Below are 21544 nucleotides of genomic sequence, written 5' to 3' on the forward strand. Positions count from 1 at the left end.
TTCTCTCTGCTCGGACCGTAATTCTTTCCCCGTAGCGGTTACGGTACAGCTCCCGTGTGGCATTCATGGCATGCCGTCTCTTCCCACGAAGTACCCACCTCCTGAGGATGCCGGAACGGAAGGCTTTCCCCTGTCCGAGCCGTTGCCATTTCCTTCCCGGCGATTCCCTGAACAGTAATGTCGTGGCACAACGTGCAGTCGCGGCTGATCTTCTCCCCCTCCGCAGTCTGATGGGTGCCGTTGTGGCAGCGGAAGCAGCCTGGGAAATAGAGATGCCCGATGTTGTCGGGATAGGCGCTCCAGCGGGCTTTCATGTAGGGGAAGATATTGCTCGAAAATTCCCTGGCTGCAGCCCGGGCAGCCTGTTCCACCTGTGCTCTCGCCGATGTCGCGATTTCAGGATACGAAGTGCCGTAGAAGGATGTAATGCTGCTGCGGACTTTATCCGCCGTGGCATCGTCGGCGCTGCATGCCTCCACCGCCACCCGCTTGATCTCCGGCAGGTCCGGGGAAATGACCCGAGCCGCCAGCGCGTGATTGACGAACTGCGCCGGCGCCCTGTACCTGTGGGAGGGGCGGTTGTGACAGTCGATGCAGTCCATGGTCCGCAGTGCTCCCTCCTTCGGCACCGCGTCGTCCGCCTTGTGCGCCGCATCCCTGAAAATCTTCACCTTTCCCGTCTCCAGGTTCGTCGACCTTACCCAGGGTATCTGCTGCCGATCCTTGTCCGTTGCCACGTATTCGATCCTGACATGGGGGTTGATGTGCCAGTGTATTCCCTCGATGAGCCCAAGGGCTTCCTGGGCCGGACCGGTCTTCAGGCCCAGTCCGATGACCCAGGGGGTATTGTCGCGGTCGGGCAGGTAGTACGTCCGCTGCAGCTGCTTGTGCCCTGAGAAGCTCTCGGGCCAATGGCACTGCTCGCACACCGCACGAGCCGGGCGCAGATTGTGGATCGGCGTCGGGATCGGCCGCGGGTAGACCCCGGCCAGGACCGCATATACCTGATAGAGCCCCGAGAGCTTGGAACGGACGTACCAGTCGGCTCCTGGGCCGACATGGCAGGCAACGCATGAGACGCGTGCATGAGGGGACTTGGAATGGGCGACGTGTTCGGGCTCCATGACCGTGTGGCAGAGAGTGCCGCAGAAGGCTACCGACTCGGTATAGTGAAAAGCTTCGTAACTCCCCACGGCCGAGACCAGGAGAAAGAAGCCTGTGCCGATGATGAAGATGAATGCCGCATTGCGATGCCGGGGGTCCTCCAGATCGATCCTGGGCCAACCAGGAGCAACGTGTACCTTGTCCTGCCGCTCCTTGTGAACCGTTCTGACCATGCCTATGGGGATCAGGAGAAGCCCCGCCACCATTACTGACGGAAGAAGGATGTAGATGATGAGTCCCAGGTATGGAGCCTGTGCACGCATCACCACCGTCACGAGGAAGAGGAAGATGATCATGAAGAGGCTCGTGACGGCTATGATGGCGCCGCTGAGGGAGAGCCAGTTCTTTGCCGAGTGGGGAAGTTTCATCGCGGCTCCGTGGGCATTTTATTGAAAAGTTTAACTTCAGGGGAGGTTGAGTCAATACCCGGAAACCGGATGGTGGATGGACCGTCCTTCTTCATCCCTTCTCGATGGGAATGGTGAAGCTGAAGGTGGATCCCTTTCCGGGGGCAGATTCAACCCAGATTCGACCGTGGTGCTGTTCCACGATCTTCTTGCACGATGCCAGGCCGATCCCCGTGCCCGGATATTCCTCCCTTGTGTGGAGCCGCTGGAATATCTGAAATATCCGGTGAAAGTTCCGGGGCTCGATTCCGATGCCGTTGTCGCTGATGGAAAAGAACCAGTGCATTCCTTCCCGTCGCGCCGAGACATGTATCCTCGGCGTCACTCCCGGTTTCCGGTACTTCAGGGCGTTTGAGAGAAGATTCTGGAAGAGCTGGAGAAGCTGGGTTTCGGAGCCGCGGACACTGGGCAGTGCCTCCCGGGTAACGTCGGCTCCGCTCTCGGCGATGGCGGCCCTCAGGTTCGCCACGGCGCCGGCGAAGACCGCCTCCGTGTCCACCGTCCGGAGTTCTTCCTTGCGGGTAGTGATGCGGGACCAGGTGAGAAGGCCTTCGATGAGCTTCTGCATCCGTGCTGCGCCGTCCACGGCGAATTCAATGTACTGCGTCGCCTTGTCGTCCAGCACTCCCTTGTACCTTCGCTCCAGGAGCTGAAGGTAACCAGTTATCATCCTGAGCGGCTCCTGCAGGTCGTGTGACGCCACGTATGCGAACTGCTCCAGTTCACGGTTCGAACGGGCCAGCTCCTCCATTGTCCGTTCAAGGGCTTCCTCTGCATCCTTGCGATCGGAGATGTCGAAAACGATCCCCGTCACCCGCCGCCTGTTCCCCTCCTGGTCGCAGTAGACCTTGCCTCGTCCCATGATCCAGTGGACGGAGCCGTCGGGCCACGTCACGCGGAATTCATCCTTGAAATGGCACGATGAACGGAGGGCATTCTCCATCGATTGCCGGATACGGTCCCGATCTTCCGGATGGAGAAGGGCCAGCAGGGATTCCGGCGAGTCGGGCTCCCCCGTGATGCCGAGAAGGCCGAGACACTGCTCCGAGAAGGCGGGCTTCCGGTTCTGCATGTCCCAGCTCCAGATGCCGATGCCTGCTCCCGCCTGGGCCATGGAGAGCCATTCCTCGTTCCTGCGCAGCGCCTCTTCAACCCGCTTCCGCTGGGTCACATCCTGGCCTATGCTGAGGATTCCGGCAAAGTCACCCTTTTCGTAAATTATCCTGTTGGTCCATGAAATCCAGACCCTTTCCCCGTTCCGCTTGACGTTCTCGTTTTCGTTCTGCTCATGCGCCGGTGGATTTCGCAGAATTGCCTCGGCCATTGCCGACATGTTCCTGCCGCGGCTGTCGGTTGTGGGCAGGATCGTATCGATGAGGGGTCTGCCTACCAGCTCCTCCTCCGCATAGCCGAAGAATTTCAATGCATACTGATTGGCGAAAGTGAGGACTCCAGATCTGTCCATCCTGATGATGATGGAGTTCGCCCCCTGGACCAGTTCCCGGTACTTTTCCTCGCTTGCCTGCAGCCGGGTCTCGAAGTGTCTGCGTTCGGTATCATCCAGGGCGGACCCTATCATGCCGTTGATGCGCCCACGGTCCAGTAGCGGCACCACATTCAGAAGAAGCGTGCGCAGCGACCCGTCCTTGCGCACTATGGAGCATTCGTGTTCTTCCAGGCTGATTCCATGGGAAATCACGAGTCGGAGGCTCGATTCCAGCTGCGCAGCTGCCGATTCGTCGACCAGCATCCGGAAGGGTTGTCCGAGGATCTCTTCGCACGGGTATCCGCACAACCTGATGGCTGCCATGTTGAGCCTGGTAAAGCGCCCCCACTCGTCCAGGACGAAGATCGCGCTGGACACTCCCTCCATGACCAGTTCGAGAAAGATGCTGGACTGGTTCAGTTCGTGTTCCAGGTCTTTGCGGGAGGTGATGTCGATATTCACACCTACCAGGCGTTCCGGCTCCCCCTTTTCGTCCCTGAAGAGCTGACCGCGCCCCTCCAGCCACCGAACCCTTCCATCCGGAAGCCGGACGCGCCACTCGGCCAGGAATGTTCCCGTTTCGAACGCCCGATGCATCTGCCGGACAGCTTCCGGAAGGTCCTCCGGGTACACGAGAGCCTGCCAGCCTTCGCAGGTGCATGGGAAGCTGCCTTCTTCGATGGCGTAAAGATACTGAAACTCTCCGGAGCAGGTGTAGGTGCCCTCCCTGATATTCCACTCGAAGAACCCGAGGCCGCCGATCTTCTGAAGGAGCCGCATCTGCTCCTGGTTTTTCCGCAGCGCCTCCTGCGCTTCATTCTCCAGCCTGCGTTCCCTGCGGCTGCCGGTGCCCATTGCCTGCTCCTGAAGGTGTAGGTCCTTCGTCCATGCCTTCCGGCCGTTTCGCTCCCGTATAACAACTATAACGGGGAGTGGGAGCCGCGCAAGACCCGATGAAATGGTATTGGGTCGCAGCCTTTAAGAGCGCGCCGCATGCAGGTAAAGATCAATTGAAACTGCCAGGAATTTCTCCGTCGATATCTCCATCTGCTCCTTTTGCCGGCAGCGAGAAAAGGAATGTACTTCCCGCACCCGGTTCAGCCTCGACCCACATCCGGCCGTGGTGGCGTTCGACGATCTTTTTGCAGGAAGCGAGTCCTATGCCGGTGCCCGGGTACTCCTCCAGGGTGTGGAGGCGCTGGAATATCTGGAAGATCCGCTCTTTGTGCTGTGGCTCGATCCCGATGCCGTTGTCCCTCACCGAGAACACCCATTCCGCCCCCTCACGGTGTGCAGAGACTTGCACCCGCGGGGGGATGCCCGGTTTCCGGTATTTCAGGGCGTTGGCCATCAGGTTCTGGAAGAGCTGAAGGAGCTGGGTTTCATCCCCGAGCACCGTGGGGAGCGGATCGGCGTTTACCTCCCCCCCCGATTCCTGAACTACCCTCTTCAGGTTTGCGAGTGCTCCTTCGAAGACCGCATTGGTGTTTACCGGGGTAAATTCGGCGCCCCGGCTGAGACGGGAATAGTTCAGGAGTCCCTCGATGAGTTTCTGCATCCGGGCGGCGCCGTCGACGGCATAATTGATGTAGGTTTCCGCCTTCTCGTCAAGCCGCTCACTGTATCTGCGCTGGAGCAGCTGCATGTAGCTCGCCACCATGCGGAGCGGTTCCTGAAGGTCGTGTGAGGCAACGTAGGCAAACTGCTCCAGGTCCCGGTTGGATTGCTCCAGCCGCGCGACCGTCTCGCGCAGTTCCTCCGTCCGTTTTTCCACCAGCTCTTCGAGCTGCCGCCGGTACCTGGTGAGCTCCCGCTCTGCCTGTTTCCGTTCTTCTATCTCCGCCATGAGCTGTGCCGTCCGTACATCCACCTTTGTTTCCAGCTCGTCGTTCAGGGCTTCGAGATTGCGGCGGGCTTCCGATAGCTCCCCCGTGCGGCGCACCGCGGCTTCATAGACCGACAGAAGGAGGTCGAGTATCTGCTTCCTGTCGGACCTGATGACGTAGCGCTCCCCTTGGAAATGAAGCTCTACAGCGTTTGCCGGAGGGGGCTCTCCCGAGGGGGAAGGCCTGTAGAGCAGGTGTCTGATGCGGCTCAGGAGGTAGGGCTCGTCGTACGGCTTCGTGAGAAAGCTGTCGGCGCCGCACTGCAATCCCTTCAGCACGTCATGTGACTCCGCAAGGGAGGTGAGGAGCATAACCGGGATATCTCTGGTGTCATCCTGCTTCTTGATGCCTGAGCAGAGGCTGAATCCGTCCAGCTCCGGCATGATGATATCGCTTATGATGAGAACGGGCCTGACCTGCCGGACCTTTTCCAGGGCTTCCCGGCCGTTTCGGGCCACCGCAGCCGTATAGCCGTTCTTTTCCAGTACGTGCCGCAGCTGTTCCGCCTGGGTCATGCTGTCTTCGGCTATCAGAATCGTTCCCCTGTTTCCGTTCACTGGATATTCCTTTCCTCTGGGTGCTTCATCGTAAGCTCCCGCAGAAACGCCGGCATCCGTTCCGGAGCCAGTTCATGAAGAGCGGCGCCGAGCTGGAGAGCGGCCGCAGGCATCCCGAAGACGGCGCATGTCTCGCGTGACTGAGCTATCGTCACCGCACCCTTCTGCCGCAGGAGGAGCATTCCGTCGGCCCCGTCCTCTCCCATACCTGTCAGCAGAAGGGCTGCTGCTCTCCCCCCATAGGAGGCGGCCACCGACCGGAAGAGGCAGCAGACCGAAGGGCGCGCGCCATGTTCGGGTGCGCCTCTGGACAGGCAAATCGTGCCATGGCGCGTCACTTCCATATGGATATCATCCGGTGCAAAATAGACGTGTCCAGGGGCCAGGACCTCTCCGTCAACGGCAATGTGGAGGGGGAGGGGGCAGCTCTGGCCGAGCCATTCCATCATCCCGGGAAGAAACCCCGCTGCCAGGTGCTGTACGACAACTACAGGCAGAGGAAAATCGGGGGGCAGACCCCCCAGGATCGTGTGGAGCACGGGAGGCCCTCCCGTGGAGGCGCCGATGGCGACGATGGAGAGCGCGCACCAGGGGGGGCAGCTGACGGCAGGAAGCCTGTTGGCGGGAGGCTTTGCGCCGCGGCTCCAGCGCCGGACTACCTTCACCTCCGCCATGAGACGCACCGTCCGCCGCAGTTCCTCGGCCAGCTTCCGGTACTCCGGGTTTCCCGGTCCCGGCGGGCGCCGGACCGTGGCCAGCGCCCCCGCTTCCATGGCCCGGAAGGTGGTCTGCACCTCGGTGGGGTTCCAGATGCCGCTCACAATGACGATCGGCACCGGCGAGGTCTCCATGATGCGTCGCGTCGCCTCCAGACCGTCCATCCGGGGCATCACGATGTCCATGGTCACCACATCCGGCCTGAGCCTCCTCACCATCTCCACCGCCTGCAGACCGTCGGCGGCGGTGCCGACGACACGCATGTCGCCGCTGGAGAGGATGTGGACGAGAAGTTCCCTTGCCACAGGAGAGTCTTCCACCACGAGCACCGAGATCATGGCCCCGCCTCCGTCCCGGCGGCATACTCTTCCGCACGTCCCTTCACAGCAGCCTCCTGATCACTTCCAGGAGGTTGCTCTGGTCGAAGCTGCTTTTCACCAGGTATGCGCTTGCTCCCGCGTCGATGCCCCGCTCCTGGTCCTCCCGGGAGGCGAGGGAGGTTACTATTATCACCGGCAGTGAAGCCAGACGGCGGTCGCTCCTGATCTTCGCCGTCAGCTCGAACCCGTTCATTCCGGGCATGTCGACATCGGAAACGACGAGATCGAAGTCTGCTTCCTGAAGGGTCCTGAATCCCTCCACGCCGTCCACCGCGGTGCGGACAGCGTACCCTGCCGCCTGCAGGATGTTCTTGAGAAGCGACCGCGAGGTGATGGAATCTTCGACCACGAGGATCGATTTCACCTTCCTCTCCGCCTCTTCTTCATGAGCCTCGGGAGCCGGTGGGGGGGGCGCCCGCAGAGCTGATTTTATCAGGTCCGGCACGTTGAGAATCGGGACGACCTCACCGTTGCCCAGAATGGTAGCGGCCAGAACGTTCCTGACCCTAGGCAACTGGGGGCCCAGATGTTTTACGAGCACCTCCTGCTCATGGAGAACCTCGTCCACGCGGAAGGCTACACGTTCACCTCCTGCGCCGAGGATGACGAGCCTCGCAAAGGGTGAGGTGGCGGCGGAGCCATGCGCAGCAAGCTCCAGTACCGTTTCCAGGAGCGCCACCGGAATGATCCTCCCGTTGGCGATAACCGTGTTCCTGCGGATTTCGTCGGCCCCCACACGGGCCGTCCGCCTGACGGCGGTGGAGGGTATGACGAAATGCCGCTCGCCGCACCTGACCAGCAGCCCCCGGAATGTTGCCAACGTGAGGGGGAGGAGGATGCGGAAAAGAGTTCCCTTTCCCCCGGCCGTTTCGCAACCGATGGAGCCTCCAAGACGTTCCACCCGCTCCCGTACGATTGCCAGCCCCAGCCCGCGCCCGGAGATCTCTGTGATCATCCGGCTTGCGGAGACACCTGAGCGGAACATCAGCGATGCAACCCCCTCTTCGTTGAGCCGCTCGGCTTCCTCGGGGGATATCAATCCGAGGCGCACCGCCGAGTTTTTTACCCTTTCCGGATCGATCCCCTTTCCGTCATCGGCCACTATCAGCTCTATCCATTGCCCCTCCCTGTATCCGATCTCGATGCGCAGTTCCCCGGTTTCGTCCTTTCCGCTCGCTCTCCGTTCTTCGGGGTTCTCGATGCCGTGATCGATGCAGTTGCGGACCAGATGTATGAGGGGTTCCCGCATCTCGTCCAGGATGCGCCGGTCCGCTTCTATCTCCCCCCCGGTGACCAGAAGCCTCACCTGCTTCCCCTGGTCGTGTGCCAGATCCCGGACGACTTTTCCCATCATGTCGAGGAGTGACGAGAAGGGGAACATCGAGACGGACTTGAGGGTGTCGAGGAGCGTGTCGATCATCATGGCGGCGGAGCGCCTGTCCTGGTCGAGCCGGTTGTTCATCTTTCCGAGGGCGCCGGAAAGGGACGCCAGCCTTTCCGACACCTGCTGCAGACGGGGTGAGTTCCGAACCTCCGAATCTTTCATCTCTCCCTGGAGCACCGACCATTCATTGGCCAGTTCCGCCGCGGCAACGGCCGCTCCCGCCATCTCCGACGACCGCTGGGCCGCTGCCTGCTTGAGAGCCAGGAACCCCTCCCCCTGAAGGAGGAGCAAATCGAGCTTGGTCTTTGCTACCCGCACCGTCTCGGCCATGAGCAGATGGGCTGCCTGAGGGGGGGGGACCCCCTCTGCCGGAGAAAGGGGGGGGACTTCTGCAACGGGAGTCTCCTCCCTGCGGGTGATGATGTCGCTGAGCCCGCTGACGATTTCCCGGGCGGGGCCGCGTTCCGCCGAATCATCCTCAGGGGAGGCCAGCATGGCATAAAGCAGGTTGACTGCGCGGTGAAGGATGTCGAAGAGTCGGGGGGAAAGTGTGAGCTCCTTTTTCTTCAGGGCGGCGAAAACGCTCTCCAGCGACTGGCAGATCCGCTCGATTCCCGACAGGTTCACGGAGCGAGCGGCACCCTTCATGCTGTGCGCTTCACGGAAGATGATTTCCACCACCCGTTCCGCTTCTTCGGCGGGCATGTTCCTTTCAAGCTCCAGGAGGGATGATGCGATTACCTCCAGGTGCTCCGCCCCCTCCGCCTTGAAGGTTTCGAGAAGTCTTTTCAGGAATTCGGCATCACGGTCGTCCATCCATAAACTCCCCTTGCAACGTGAAGCAGGTAGAGGTAAGCGTCAGCGAACGGTACGTTTGCCTGTTCCTAGATGCGGTACCTCGATACCAGCTCTTTCAGCTTCCCCCCCAGCTGGTGGATGTTGCGTGCCGCCGCTTCCACCTGCCGGGTGCCCATCACGTTCTGTTCGCTCGCCTGCTTGATGTTCTCCATCGCGGTGAGAACCTGTTCCATCCCTATCAGTTGCTGCTGGCTGGAGGCGGCAATCTGGGAGGCGGCTTCCGCAGCTTCCACTATGCTCGCGGAGAGACTCCTGATCGATTCGCCTGCTCGTATGGACTGATGCACCCCTTCGTCCACGGTCTTGCTCCCCTGCTCCGTCGCCAGTACCGCGGCGCTGGTCGCTTTCTGTATGTCGTTGAGGATGGTGCGCACCTGGGCGGTGGCCTGCTTCGATTGTTCGGCGAGGTTCTTCACTTCCTGGGCGACGACTGAAAACCCTTTTCCGTGTTCCCCCGCCTTGGCCGCCTCTATGGCGGCATTGACCGCCAGCAGGTTCGACTGCTCCGCCAGGTCGTTCACCGTTGCGATGATTTCCCCGATGGCCTGGCTCTGTTCGCTCAGCATGATGATCCGCCCGGCGATGGATTCCATCTGTTGGCGGATTCCCTTCATCCTCTCGGCCACCTCCTCCACCGTGCTGCTGCCGGACTCGGATATCTGCACCGCCCTTTGGGCGGCTTCCGCCACCCGGTTGGCCTTCTCGGTGGAAACCTCCGAGGTCTGCCGCACCTCTTCGGTGGTGGTTGTCGTTTCTACAACGGCGGAAGCGGTCTCGGTAACGCTGGCCGCTACCTGGGTGGTCGAGGAGAGTATCTGCCCGGCGGAGTTGGCGATGATGTTGACTGCGTCCTGGATTTCCGCCGTCATCGTCCTGAGCGCGTCCGACATGGTGGTGAGAGCCCGGCCTAGGCTGTCTCGCTGCGACTGGACACCCAATACGGCGGAGAGATTTCCCGATGCGACCTGCTCCGCCATCTCGGCCACGCGTCCCAGGTAGCCGTTCATCTGCTGGAATGCCAGAGTCAGCTGGCCGACCTCGTCGTGCCGCTCCCTGGGTATCTCCGGGGTGCTGAAATCCCCCGAAGCTATTGCCTGCGCGCGTGCAGTAAGTTCTTTCAGCGGATCGGAGATGGCGCGGTTGAGGAGGGTGGTGAGGAAAATTGCCGCAACCAGCGCCATGGCGCTTATCGTAGTGAAGATCCTTCCGAGCCTGTCCACGCTTTTCGACGCTGCACTGATTTCACCCTCCGCCCGTTTCTGGATCTGGGTGATAAGGTCGTCGGTCACGGCTCCCATCTGCCTGTTTCGCTCCTGCTGGACGCCGAAGAGAAGCAGCTTCGCCTTCTCCGCCTCGCCGGCCATTATGAGCGGTATCTCCTGCTCGAATCTCGTCTGAACGAACTCCTTGCGTAACGACATAAGTTCCTTGAGACGGGGGAAGAACACCGGCTCGTTCTGCAGGCGTTTCTCAAGACGCGTGAAAAGCTCATCGTTATTCTCCGTCTGTTTCCGGATCTCCTGAAGCGAGCGGTCCCGTAAGAGACGGTCATCGCTGGAAGCCATCTCGATAGTGTGTGCCCTTGTGGCGAACTGGTTTGTCCGGATGTCCTTGAGCTCGAGGGCGGTTGCGAAATCCATCTCGTATATCCGCCGCTGTGAAGCCTCGATCTGCCTGATGCCGTAGTACGAGGTAAGCACCACGGCGGCGAGTAGAAGGATCATCACTGTGAAGGAGAGGGTGAATTTGCTTCGTGCCGTTATGTCGTGGAACCACCTCATGGGTCGTCCTCCTCTCGAATGGTCATCCCGCTTCTTCGTTCACGATCAGACGCGGGTCCGCCAGGATGGCGGCAACGTCGAGAACTGCTGTACGGTCTTCCGTCATTCCCTTGATGTATGCGCTGTTAATTCCGGCGGAACCGGCTCCTTCCTGGAGCGCCTTGCGGGGCAGCATCCGGACGCCGAGAATACGGTCGGCCAAGACGCCGAGCTCCATACCGCCGGTGCTTAGTATGATGATCCCCGCGCCCTCCCTCCTCCTCTCTCCTGAGATGCCGAAAAAGATTTCGAGGTCAGTCAGCGACAGGAGCATCCCCCTGATGTTCATGATCCCCGCGATGAAGGGGGGCGTGCAGGGGAGGGGAACCAGATCCCGGAGCGGATGGACTTCCCGGACGTACCCGATATCGATACCGTACTGATGCTCACCGAGGAGGAAGTCCAGGATATGCAACGTTTCTTCCGGCTCCCTCCGTTCCGGAGGACGTGCCAGGTCCCGCGCCCGCTTCTCCAGTATTCGGCGCCGCGCTTCCTGGTCAGGCAACCATTCCTGCCCGGCTCTGACCGCCGCCTCTTCAAGGCGGGCATGAACCGCCCGCCAGTCGATGGATCCGGTATCTTCTCCGCTGAACTCCTTCACTCGCTGACCGCTCCTTCAAATCCGCCATTCAACGCGCCGGCAGCCACAAGGGTGATTCAGCCTCCCCCCTGGGCCTATACAGCCGTTCTTCCGGTCATGGCGGTGGTGATCATCTCCCGCATCCTTCCCGCTGTGATTCCCTCCGTAAGCGGGACTACATCGTCGCGCCCCATTCGTTCCAGCACCAGAAGGGCGTATCCGAAATGCCGGTCCGCCTCGCGGCGCGCCGTCCTCCGCAGAGCCAGGTTCCCCCTGGCAAAGTGGGCGACTATCAGGTCATGGTCCAGGTAGAGCGCCCGCTTCAGGGCCAGGTCCTCCTCTTCGGCCAGGTCCATTTCCTGGAGTATCGTCGCCAGAAGCACATAGAGGCCCGCGTTAAGCTTGTCACCCGATATTGCCTGTTCGCACAGCTCGCGTGCACGCTGCAGCCGTCCCAGATTTGCCTGCACCCTTGCCATCAGCTCAATGACGCTGCTGCGTGCGTCACGCACCATAAGCTCTTTCAGCATCTCTTCCGCATCGCCGTAGCGCCCGCTGCGGTAGGCCTCTTCAGCGTCCCTGTAGAGATCGGAAGGGGGGGGAGGCGGAGCCGGTTCCGGGGCTTTGCGCGCCGCCGAACCGGGGGGCGCTACAATCGGTCTCTGCTGGGAGATCGTCATTTGCGGAGCCGAGACCCGCGAGGATGGCGGAGCGGGTCGAACCCGACCATCCTCCCCCTCCTTGACGTAATAGACCCACCCAGGAAGCCTCATCTCCGAAAAGGGTGAAAATACAGAGGGGGAGGACTCGGTGGGGCTGGCCGCCAGAATGCCCCGGTGAACGAGGCAACGGTGGAACTTGCGCACCACGTCCGCCTGCTGCTGTTGCGTGAAGTACATCAGGACGTTGCGGCAGAAGATTAAGTCCATGGCGTTGGTGCGGTTCAGGAGAGAAGGGTACAGGTCGTCGGCCAGGTTCAGATAGGAGAAGGTTACGCAGTCCTGGAGGCTGGGAACGATCCGGTAGCGTCTGGGAGCCACCGCAGTGAAGTAGCGCTCCCTGATCCGGGGCGCGACGGAGCGGAACGACCAGTCGCCATAGATCCCTTCCCTGGCCTTTCGCAGGAAGCCAGGGTTTATGTCGGTTCCCAGGATCGTGATGTTCCATTCTTCCATGTCAGGCAGCAGCCGGCTCAGGAGTATGGCCACCGAGTACGGTTCCTCACCCGTGGCGCAGCCCGCGGACCAGATGCGGAGGTGCCTGCCGTTGCCCCTGCGGTCGCGGATCAGTGGCGGGAATACATCCCGCTCCAGAGTTTCGAACATTTTAGGGTCCCGGAAAAAGTAGGTTTCCCCGATGGTGAGGTGGCTGGCCAGGATCTCCACCTGGTGTTTCGACAGGGGGGCCTGCATCAGCCACCGCACGCAATCCTCGTCGTCGTCGAACCCGAATTCCCTGGAAGCCCACCCGATGCCTCTCATCAGGTCCGAATGCCGCTCCCGCGGGAAACGGAGCCCCATGTGCAACGAGATGTACTCGCTGAACCTGAGGAGGAGTTCTTCGGAGATCCGGCGTTGGGTCATGGTCCCCCTCCGCTGTCGGCGGGAAGCGCACCGTCCAGGGGGGCGAGGAGAATGTCGAGGTCGTGGATGACGACGAGGCCGTCGGGCAGGGTGAGAACACCTTCAACGGCCTCAAGGCCGGAGAGTATCTGCGATGCGGGTGCCAAGCGCCCCCCGGGGAGGACTCCTTCGACCGAATCGACCAGTAGTGCCGCCATGCGGCGCGGGGTTCTCGCGATGAGGAGCTGATCCGTGAGGAGAATCTCGCGGGGGGGGATGCCGAGACGTCGCCGCAGGTCGATTACCAGTGTTATTGTCCCCGCTATATCGATTACTCCAGCAACCTCTTCAGGCGCTCCCGGAAGAGGGGTCACCTCCACTGCCTGCACGACTTTTTCCACCACTCGCAGGGGGAGAGCGAGCCGGTGCCCTTCGACGGAGAATAGAACGAGACGCTCTTCTCTCCTTTCGGGCTCTCCTGATCTTCTGAGGCGCGGCGTCTCCATGGTCACGATGATCTCCTCGCCCACCGCCTGTTTCAGATGTGTATCAGTTGTTACCTCTCTCCATTAACTATAGCTGTGGGCGCACGGGGCGCAACCTCCCGGCGCGTGCCGCGAACAATCGTCAGCCTTCTGTCTGATCCTCCCGAGCGGGGATGGAAAAGAAGAAGGTCGTGCCTTTTCCCGGTGTGGACTCAACCCAGATACGTCCGCCATGGCGCTCGACGATCTTCTTGCAGGAGGCGAGGCCGATGCCGGTGCCGGGGTACTCGTCCTGGGTGTGTAGCCGCTGGAAGACCTGAAATATCCTGTCGAAAAAGCGGGGCTCGATCCCTATGCCGTTGTCGGAAACGGAGAAGACCCAGTCCGCCTCCTCTCTGCTGCAGGAAAGGTGAATGCGGGGGGGCGCATCGGCCCTGCGGTACTTGAGGGCGTTACCTATCAGGTTCTGCAGGAGCTGGAGAATCTGTATCTCATCCCCCCACACTGTAGGGAGGGTATCGGTGGTGACGACAGCTTCCGCCTCCTTGACGGCGGCCTGCAGGTTGTCGATGGCGGCCCTGCATGCCGCGGCGGCATCCACCGGGCCGAAGGCTGCTCCCTGGGAGATTCTCGAATAGCCGAGGAGGCCTTCTACCAGTTTCTGCATCCTCGTCGTCCCATCCACTGCGAAACCTATGTACTGCCGCGCCTTGTCGTCGAGCATGTCGGCGTATTTGCGCTGCAGCAGACCCATGTAGCCGGAGATCATCCGGAGCGGCTCCTGGAGGTCGTGGGAGGCGACGTAGGCGAACTGTTCCAGTTCACGGTTTGAACGGGCAAGTTCCGCCAGGGTCTGCCGAAGGGCCTCCTCCGCTTCCTTCCTTTCGGTAATGTCCCGGTAGTAGACCTCCAGGAGCCCATCCCGCGGATAGGCGTGGACTTCGTGCCACCTGTCGTTTATCCGGGAGCGTCCCTCGAAATGCACCGGTCGGTTCTCCTGCATGGCCGCGAGGTAGTGCCGGTGGAATTCGCTTCCCACCACCCGGGGGAACTCTTCCCAGAACACCTTGCCCAAGAGTCCTGCGGCAGGCCTTCCGAAGAGCCTTTCCGCATGTTCGTTGATCTCCACCAGCCTCCATTCCTGGTCGAGGACGAAGTAGGCGTCGGTGATGCTCGAAATGATCCCGTTGAGCCGCAGGGTCAGCTTCTCCGCCTCGGAGAAGAGCCGCGCGTTTTCAAGGGCCAGCGATGCCGACGCCGCTACTTTCTCCGTGAAGTCTATGTCGCCGGCAGGCGTGAAGCCAGTCTTTCTCCACCCGTATCCCAGCACGCCGAAGACCTCTCCCCGGCTGATGAGGGGCACGATCAGGAGGGAACGCGCCCCATGCTCGCCGGCAAGCCTCCGGTTCAGTTGCCTGTCCGCCTCGACATCGGGACAGACATACGTTCTTCCCGTCCGACGGACCAGGGTGAACGCGCGGAGCTCCTCCATGGGAAAGGATGCGCCGAGCATGTCGCGAGACAGGTTATGCACGTACCGGATTATCCATTCGCCTGCCTGGAACATGGCGACTGTAACCATGTCGGCGCCTATGCAGACGGCGGCTTCGGCAATGCTCTTCTCGATGATCGTGTCGGCGTCGTGGGTGGACATGAGAAGAGAGTTGATGCCGTTCAGGCAGTCGCCAAGCCCCTTCTCCCTGGCCATCCACTGTTCGGCGCTCTTTCTGCCGGTTATGTCGATGGTGATCGCCATGGCTTCGCTTCTGCCGTCGAGCTTCGTACCCGCAAAAAGCCCCCAGAACCTGGTGCCGTCCTTGCGGAGGTACTCCTTCTCGTACGGGGCCATCCGTCCCGTCGCCTCCAGTTCCTCCATTGCCGCCAGGGTTCGGCCCATCCATTCCGGAGGCGTCAGGCGGTCCCAGCGTATCTCTCCCCGGTCGAGTTCTTCCCTTGTGAAGCCGACCAGGGAGAGCCATGGACCGTTTGCTCCCACCACGCGGCCGTCAAGCTCGAAGTAGGCGATGCCGAAAATGCCGCTTTCGCTCAGGCAGCGGAAATACATCTCGGTCTCCCGCAGCGCCTGTTCCGCCTGTGACCGTTCCCGAAAGAGAATGGCGTTTTTGAGGGCAAGGCCCAGGGACGCGGCGACCCTGTTCACGAAATCGATTTCCAGGTCGGAAAAGGTGCGGCCGGGGGTGTGATAGTGGAGGGAGAAATCGCCGATCATATCCTCTCCGACCATTATCGCCGCATCGATAAGCGCCCTGATGCCGTAGCGCTCATTGGTCTGCCGGTCGGCACGTTCGTCGTTGAGGGCGTCATCGATCACAACCGTTCGCCGCTCGCGGCATGCCCACACCGAATAGCGCACTTCGGTCTCCGCCAGCGCACCGTCGACCTCCTCACGCGGCATCCCGTAGGTGTACCGGGGAACCCACCGCTCCGCCTCCGGCATGTAGATTACCGCCGACTCCGCTCCCACCCCCCGCGCCGTCTCCACGACCACCTGCTGCATGATCTCGTCGAAGTCGAGGGCCGAGTGGATGAGGGAGTTGATGCGGTCCAGTTCGCCGCTGAAGTGGCGGATCTTCTCCAGGAGCCCCCCCAGCCGCCGCACTTCGTCGGCGAGCTGCGCTTCCCGCTGGCTGCATCCCGGATCGCCTGTTCTGTGGTTACCGTCCATTGTGCCTCTGGAAAAATGTCTACCGGCTCGGCGGGAGCTTGGCTATCCCGAACCAGAAATCCTCCATGCTCTTCACCATATCGAAAAGCTGAGTTATCCCCACCGGTTTGGTGATGTAGCAGTTGGCGTGGAGCATATAGCTTCTCATGATGTCCTCCTCCGATTCGGAGGTGGTGAGGACGACGATGGGTATCGTTTTCAGTTCAGGGTCCCTCTTTACCTCGGCAAGCAGCTCCCGCCCATCCTTCCGGGGAAGGTTCAGGTCGAGGATTACGAGGTCGGGCCGAGGGGCCGCCACATGGCTTCCCCGCCGGTGCAGAAAGTCGAGCCCTTCCTCGCCGTCGTTTGCCAGATGCACCGCCGTCCGCACCGGCGTTTCCTTCAGCACTTCCTGCATGAGGAAAGCGTCCGCCTCGTTATCCTCCACCAGGAGGATCTCCATGGTTCTGCCCGGATTGCCGCTATTCATGTCCGACTTCTCCTTTTCTCTCCCGGCTGATTCCCACTCCTTTGGGAAGTGTGAAGAAGAAGGTGGCTCCTTCACCCGGGGCCGATTCGACCCGGATGCTTCCCCCATGATGCTCGACGATCTTCTTGCAGATGGCGAGCCCCATCCCCGTCCCCTGGTACCGCTGGCGGGTGTGGAGCCGCTGGAAGATGTGAAAGATCCTGTCGAAGAACCGCGGCTCTATGCCGATGCCGTTGTCACGGACGAAAAATTCCCACATTTCTTCCTGCTCGCGAGCGCCGACCCGCACCACCGGGGCGGTTCCGGGCTTCCTGAATTTCAGCGCGTTGGACAGCAGGTTCTGGACGAGCTGCACGAGGAGATATTCGTTTCCCCAGACTGCCGGGAGCTGATCGACGTCGAGGGCCCCCCCGGTATCTTCAAGCTCCTGCCGGACGTTCAGCGCCCCCTGGCGCACCACCCTCTCCATCGCAACCAGTTCCCTTTCCCTGTTCTTTTCACCTATCCGGGTAAAGGTCAGCAGGTCGCCGATCAGGGAGTGGATCTGCTTTGCTCCGTCTGCGGCGAAGCGTATGTAGGTGTTGGCCTGCTCGTCCAGCCGGTCCGTGTACCGCAGCGCCAGAAGCTCCACGTACCTGGCCACCGCCCGCAGGGGCTCCTGGAGATCGTGGGAGGCTACGTAGGCGAACTGCTCCAGCTCCCGGTTGGAACGGGAAAGTTCATCCAGCGCCGTCTGAAGCTTTTCTTCCGCCTGCTTTTGAGGATCTATGTCGGTGCAGGTGCCGAACCAGCGGATGATATTCCCCTCCCTGTCCCGCAGCGGCAGCGCTCGTCCGAGAAACCAGTGATAAGCGCCGTTGGCCCCCTTGAAACGGTACTCTATCTCGTACGGTTCTCCCGTTTCGAGACTGTGGTGCCAGCGTTCAAGGGTCCTCCGGTAGTCGTCGGGATGCAGGAGCAGCGACCAGAGTTCCCCCTGCGTCTCCACCGGAAGGAGGCCCGTGAATTCGTGCCACTTGCTGTTGAAGTATTCATGATAGCCGTCGGGACGGGTAATCCAGACCAGTTGCGGCAACGCCTCCGTAAGTTGCCGGAACTGCGCCTCGCTCTGGCGCAGCGCTTCCTCCACGGCATGCCGCTCTGTCAGGTCGAGCATGGAGCCGATCATCCGGACTGCTCTTCCCCCCTCGTCACGAGCGATGATCCCCCTGTCGTAGAAGGTACCGTAGGAGCCGTCCTTGCGACGGAAGCGGTACTCGGCACCCCATGTGTCGGCCTTGCCGGTAATGGCGGCTTCAATCCCTGCAAGTATCTCTTCACGTTCCTGGGGGTGTATCCGCTCGGCCCAGCCGGAAAAGGCGCCCCCCAACTCATCGGGGGTGCAGCCGAAGGCCTTCTCTACCGCGTCGTTCCACTGGACCTCGTTGGATGCCACGTCCCAGTCCCATATGACGTCGGTTGTCGCACGGCTCACCAGGGCGTACCGTTCCTGGGCATTTTCCAGCTCATGCTCGCGCTGCTTCATCTCCGTGATTTCACGCGAGATTCCGCACAGGACCACCGTTCCCTCCTCGTCACGCAGTGCGAATTTGTCGGTGAGGAAGATGTGCTGCCGGCCGCCGATGGTCAGCACTTCCTCGGCTGAGACCCCCCTGCCGGCTTCCTGTCGTGCCTGCTCGTCCTCCCTGCGTACAGTTTCAGCTTCTGTCGCAGGAAGCAGATCGAAGTCGGTTTTGCCTATAATGGCGTGGCGTGAGAGCTCGAAGAGTTCCTCGAAGCAGCGGTTGACGGAGATGTAGCGGCCTTCCGAATCTTTCAGATAGATGGCGGCGGGAGAATGATAGAAGATTGCCTGGCAGATCTGTGGAATGTCTTTCATCGGCTGGCACCATCGGGGAGGCTTGTGTCGGCCGCCTCAGAGCCTGAAAGAGCCGGTCTGGGATGCTCACTGTTAACTATAGCCGCGCTGGGGTTAGGCGCAAGGAGGGGGAAGGTATTGGTCCATGCTATCAGAGATAAAGGCAGAGCAGGCTTCTGAGCTATCGGGAAGGGAGTTCCAGCGCTACCCGCTTTTCATGCTGCCGGGAGGGTGAAGAAGAATGTCGATCCGTCTCCGGGCGTTGATTCGACCCAGATCCGCCCATGGTGGCGCTCCACGATCTTCTTGCAGGCGGCGAGTCCGATGCCGGTGCCGGGATACTCCTCCCGGGTGTGGAGTCGCTGGAATATCTGGAAAATCCGGTCGAAATGCTGGTGCTGGATACCGATGCCGTTGTCGCGCACGAAGAACACCCACTCGTTCCCATCCCTGTGTGCCGATACATGCACGCGCGGCGGCACTCCGGGTTTTGTGTACTTCAGGGCGTTGCCGATCAGGTTCTGGAAGAGCTGGATAAGGAGGGTAGCGTCTCCCGTTACTGTCGGAAGAGGGTCGGCCTTCATCTCTGCACCGGTTTCGCCGATGACCGCCGCCAGATTGGCCACTGCGTCGGCCAATGCCCCCCCCATGTTTACAGGTTCGAGCTCGGCTCCCCGGGTGGTGATGCGTGACCAGGAGAGTAGGGCTTCAATGAGCTTCTGCATCCTTTGAGCCCCATCCACCGCGAAGTGGATGTACGAGTCCGCCTTCTCGTCGAGCCTGCCTCGGTACTTTCTTTCCAGGAGAACCAGGTACCCGGAGATCATCCGCAGGGGCTCCTGCAGGTCGTGGGATGCCACGTAGGCGAACTGCTCAAGTTCCCGGTTCGACCGCGCCAGCTCTTCAAGGGTCCGATTGAGTTCATGCTCCGCCATCTTCCGGTCATGAATGTCCTCCACGAGGGCGATGGCCTGAAACGGCCGCTCCTCGGCATCCCGCCGCACGGTCACGCTGATCCTCACCCACACGGAGCTTCCGTCCTTGCGGATATTCCTCTTTTCCAGGAAGAAGTAGGGAAGTTCTCCCGCCACAAGGCGCTGGAACAGTTCGACGTTCGTGCCGACATCCTCCGGGTGGGTGAGCTGCTGGAAGCCGAGCCCTCCCCCTAATATTTCTTCTCTGTCGTATCCTACTATCCCGCAGTAGGCCCCGTTTACGTAGAGGAACCGGCCCCCGGGGTCGCAGATCGCCATGCCTACGGGTGCGTGGGCGAATACGTCTCGGAAGAGCTCTTCGCTTTCCCGCAGTGCCGCTTCGGCCCGTTTCCGGGAGGTAATGTCGGTGGAGATGCCGATGACGGCGTGGCAGCGTCCTGTGTTGTCGAAGAGGGGGGACTTGACCGAGCTGTAGAGGTGGATGCCGTCATCATGAGGTATAGCCTCTTCGAATTCCGCGGCAGCACAGGTTTCCAGAATCTGCCTGTTGTTGGCGGCCAAAGTTGCGGCGTATTCGTTCGGGAAGAAATCGAATATGGACCTCCCTCTAAGCTCGTCGGAACTGAAGCCCACCGCCTCTTCGTACCTGCGGTTCACGTGCAGGAACCTGTTTTCTTCATCCATGAGGTAGACGAAGGCAGGGGTGTTCTGCAGGATGATTTCCAGGCGCTTCTTTACCGCTTCCAGCTCGTTCGCCCTCGCTTCGGCGGCAGCTCTCGCCTCTATGTGCCTGATGCCGAGGGATGTCAGGAGGCCGAGCTGGGAGAGGAGCGCCTCGTCCTCATCGGTGAAATCCCCCTGCCGCTTGTGGGAGACGAGTATCATCCCGTTCGGCTTCCCGTCGAAGCCCGCCAGCCGAGCACCCAGAAGCCCTCTGAGCGGCGGATGCCCCTCGGGAAGTCCCCACCATGCCGGGTGGCGCGTCAACTCCTCCTGGGTCAACCTGATCTTCGGAGACCCTTCGATGAGGTCGAGGTAGACACCGCCACGATCGATGATGAAGGGGCTTTCGGGGCATGGGGGTAGGTCAGCATCATCGGAGCGTGCGCCGACGGTGATCCGCCCTTCGTCGAATCCATGCCCTGATGCGGCCATTTCCGCTCCGGTGAGGAGGAGGGCGCCGTGGACGGCACGGTCGAGGATGCCTTCAATGGTCGTCTCGTTGAGAACGCTCGATGAAACGCTGAGGAGGATCATGATGCGGTCGAGTGATTCGATGACCCTTTCTTCAGTCTGCTTGAGCGCCGTCACATCCTGCACGACCCCCCTCAGTCCGCTGACGTTGCCCGAGCCGTCATGCAGGGCAATGATCTTCGCTTCGATCAGGCGTACCTCACCGTCCGCCCTTCTGATCCGGCACACATCTTTCAGGTCGGCACCTGTCCGGACGATGCTGCGTATGTTGCTCTCCACCCGCTCCCGGTCCTCAGGCAGCACGTGACGGAGGAATCTTTCGGAGGTCCATTCTTGGGGTGGTTCGGGGTAGCCGAATATACGGTGGTGCTGGGATGAGCACCAGCCCTTCCCGGTTCTCAGGTCCACTTCCCACGCACCGATTCCGGCTGCCTCGAGAGCGAACTCCAGCTTCTCTCCAGTTTCCCCGAGAGCTTTCGCCGCCTCCCTGCGTTCATTGAAGAGTATGGCGTTCTCAAGGGCAAGAATGATCGACGAAGCCGCCTTGACGGCGAAATCGACTTCAGCCTCTCCGAAGGTACGTCCTGCGGTGTGGTAATGGAGAGAAAAATCTCCTATGAGTTCTCCTGCAGCCGTCAGCGGGATATCCAGGATGGCTGTGATCCCGTACCTTTCGATGATCGCGGGATCGACACGATCATCGTGGAGCGGGTCGTCTATCACCAGTGTCTTACCCTCCACTGCCGCTATGACCGAATACCGGATCTCTTCGGCCGTCAGGTCCCTTCCCGCCATCTCCATGGGAAGGCCGTAAACGTAGCGCGTGTTCCAGACGTCGTCATTCGGAACGTAGATGACGGCCGATTCCGCGCCTACCGCCCGCGCAACTTCCACTACCACCCGCTCCATTATAGTATCGATATCGGTGGTGGAGTGGATGAGGGCATTGATGTCATTCAGCGCGTCGCCGTATCGCTTCCGCGTCTTCAGCTCTTCGTACTCGTCCAGATCCATCGGGCCTCCAGACAACAGGTAAAGGTATTCGTTCGCTACGCTCACATGTAGAGGTAGAGAATAAACCCTCACCTTCATTGAATTCGTGTTTCGCCTTTCTTT

Annotated in this window: 13 protein-coding genes; all 13 read right to left on the reverse strand. The window is 60.9% G+C overall.

The genetic code is table 11. The annotated features are described in order from the left end of the window. Positions 1–38: 38 nt before the first annotated feature. Positions 39–1532 carry a NapC/NirT family cytochrome c gene (locus CFB04_RS00625; protein ID WP_088533460.1) on the reverse strand — a complete coding sequence of 498 codons (1494 nt, stop codon included), beginning with the start codon at positions 1530–1532 and terminating at the stop codon, positions 39–41. A gap of 91 nt (positions 1533–1623) precedes the next feature. After that, a complete protein-coding gene (locus tag CFB04_RS00630) occupies positions 1624–3912 on the reverse strand; it encodes a PAS domain S-box protein (RefSeq protein WP_088533461.1) in 2289 nt (762 codons plus the stop codon). A gap of 151 nt (positions 3913–4063) precedes the next feature. After that, positions 4064–5500 (reverse strand): ATP-binding protein, encoded by a 1437-nt coding sequence (locus CFB04_RS00635; RefSeq protein ID WP_172825410.1) that lies wholly within the window; start codon positions 5498–5500, stop codon positions 4064–4066. Further along, positions 5497–6555, reverse strand: coding sequence for a chemotaxis-specific protein-glutamate methyltransferase CheB (gene cheB, locus CFB04_RS00640; RefSeq protein WP_088533462.1), 1059 nt, complete (start codon positions 6553–6555; stop codon positions 5497–5499). Before cheB ends, CFB04_RS00635 begins: the two co-directional genes overlap by 4 nt. Before the next feature lie 43 nt (positions 6556–6598). After that, the gene (locus tag CFB04_RS00645; protein WP_088533463.1) at positions 6599–8797 is read right to left on the reverse strand and encodes a response regulator; all 2199 of its coding nucleotides are present in this window, start codon (positions 8795–8797) and stop codon (positions 6599–6601) included. A gap of 68 nt (positions 8798–8865) precedes the next feature. Continuing rightward, positions 8866–10620, reverse strand: a complete 1755-nt coding sequence (locus CFB04_RS00650; RefSeq protein ID WP_088533464.1) for a methyl-accepting chemotaxis protein — start codon at positions 10618–10620, stop codon at positions 8866–8868. A gap of 22 nt (positions 10621–10642) precedes the next feature. Beyond that, a complete protein-coding gene (locus CFB04_RS00655) occupies positions 10643–11260 on the reverse strand; it encodes a chemotaxis protein CheW (RefSeq protein WP_088533465.1) in 618 nt (205 codons plus the stop codon). A 74-nt stretch (positions 11261–11334) separates the two neighbouring features. Next, positions 11335–12822 carry a CheR family methyltransferase gene (locus tag CFB04_RS00660; RefSeq protein ID WP_088533466.1) on the reverse strand — a complete coding sequence of 496 codons (1488 nt, stop codon included), beginning with the start codon at positions 12820–12822 and terminating at the stop codon, positions 11335–11337. Beyond that, positions 12819–13307: a chemotaxis protein CheW gene (locus CFB04_RS00665; protein WP_088536655.1), complete on the reverse strand. Its 489-nt coding sequence runs from the start codon at positions 13305–13307 to the stop codon at positions 12819–12821. The genes CFB04_RS00660 and CFB04_RS00665 overlap by 4 nt, the downstream gene beginning before the upstream one ends. A 121-nt stretch (positions 13308–13428) precedes the next feature. Beyond that, positions 13429–15972 carry an ATP-binding protein gene (locus CFB04_RS00670; RefSeq protein WP_088533467.1) on the reverse strand — a complete coding sequence of 848 codons (2544 nt, stop codon included), beginning with the start codon at positions 15970–15972 and terminating at the stop codon, positions 13429–13431. A 19-nt stretch (positions 15973–15991) separates the two neighbouring features. Then, a complete protein-coding gene (locus CFB04_RS00675) occupies positions 15992–16441 on the reverse strand; it encodes a response regulator (protein ID WP_088533468.1) in 450 nt (149 codons plus the stop codon). After that, positions 16434–18320 (reverse strand): PAS domain S-box protein, encoded by a 1887-nt coding sequence (locus CFB04_RS00680; RefSeq protein WP_088533469.1) that lies wholly within the window; start codon positions 18318–18320, stop codon positions 16434–16436. Before CFB04_RS00680 ends, CFB04_RS00675 begins: the two co-directional genes overlap by 8 nt. Positions 18321–18514: 194 nt before the next feature. Then, the gene (locus CFB04_RS00685) at positions 18515–21442 is read right to left on the reverse strand and encodes a PAS domain S-box protein (RefSeq protein ID WP_172825411.1); all 2928 of its coding nucleotides are present in this window, start codon (positions 21440–21442) and stop codon (positions 18515–18517) included. Between the last annotated feature and the right edge of the window lie 102 nt (positions 21443–21544).

It is taken from the genome of Geobacter sp. DSM 9736 (assembly GCF_900187405.1).
Taxonomy (GTDB): domain Bacteria; phylum Desulfobacterota; class Desulfuromonadia; order Geobacterales; family Geobacteraceae; genus DSM-9736.

Bases quoted from the DNA above. Each gene is read 5' to 3' on its own strand.
- CFB04_RS00665 (WP_088536655.1), bottom strand. From the start codon at position 13,307: ATGGAGACGCCGCGCCTCAGAAGATCAGGAGAGCCCGAAAGGAGAGAA.
- CFB04_RS00625 (WP_088533460.1), bottom strand. From the start codon at position 1,532: ATGAAACTTCCCCACTCGGCAAAGAACTGGCTCTCCCTCAGCGGCGCC.
- CFB04_RS00685 (WP_172825411.1), bottom strand. From the start codon at position 21,442: ATGGATCTGGACGAGTACGAAGAGCTGAAGACGCGGAAGCGATACGGC.
- CFB04_RS00630 (WP_088533461.1), bottom strand. From the start codon at position 3,912: ATGGGCACCGGCAGCCGCAGGGAACGCAGGCTGGAGAATGAAGCGCAG.
- cheB (WP_088533462.1), bottom strand. From the start codon at position 6,555: ATGATCTCGGTGCTCGTGGTGGAAGACTCTCCTGTGGCAAGGGAACTT.
- CFB04_RS00645 (WP_088533463.1), bottom strand. From the start codon at position 8,797: ATGGACGACCGTGATGCCGAATTCCTGAAAAGACTTCTCGAAACCTTC.
- CFB04_RS00660 (WP_088533466.1), bottom strand. From the start codon at position 12,822: ATGACCCAACGCCGGATCTCCGAAGAACTCCTCCTCAGGTTCAGCGAG.
- CFB04_RS00670 (WP_088533467.1), bottom strand. From the start codon at position 15,972: ATGGACGGTAACCACAGAACAGGCGATCCGGGATGCAGCCAGCGGGAA.
- CFB04_RS00675 (WP_088533468.1), bottom strand. From the start codon at position 16,441: ATGAATAGCGGCAATCCGGGCAGAACCATGGAGATCCTCCTGGTGGAG.
- CFB04_RS00650 (WP_088533464.1), bottom strand. From the start codon at position 10,620: ATGAGGTGGTTCCACGACATAACGGCACGAAGCAAATTCACCCTCTCC.
- CFB04_RS00680 (WP_088533469.1), bottom strand. From the start codon at position 18,320: ATGAAAGACATTCCACAGATCTGCCAGGCAATCTTCTATCATTCTCCC.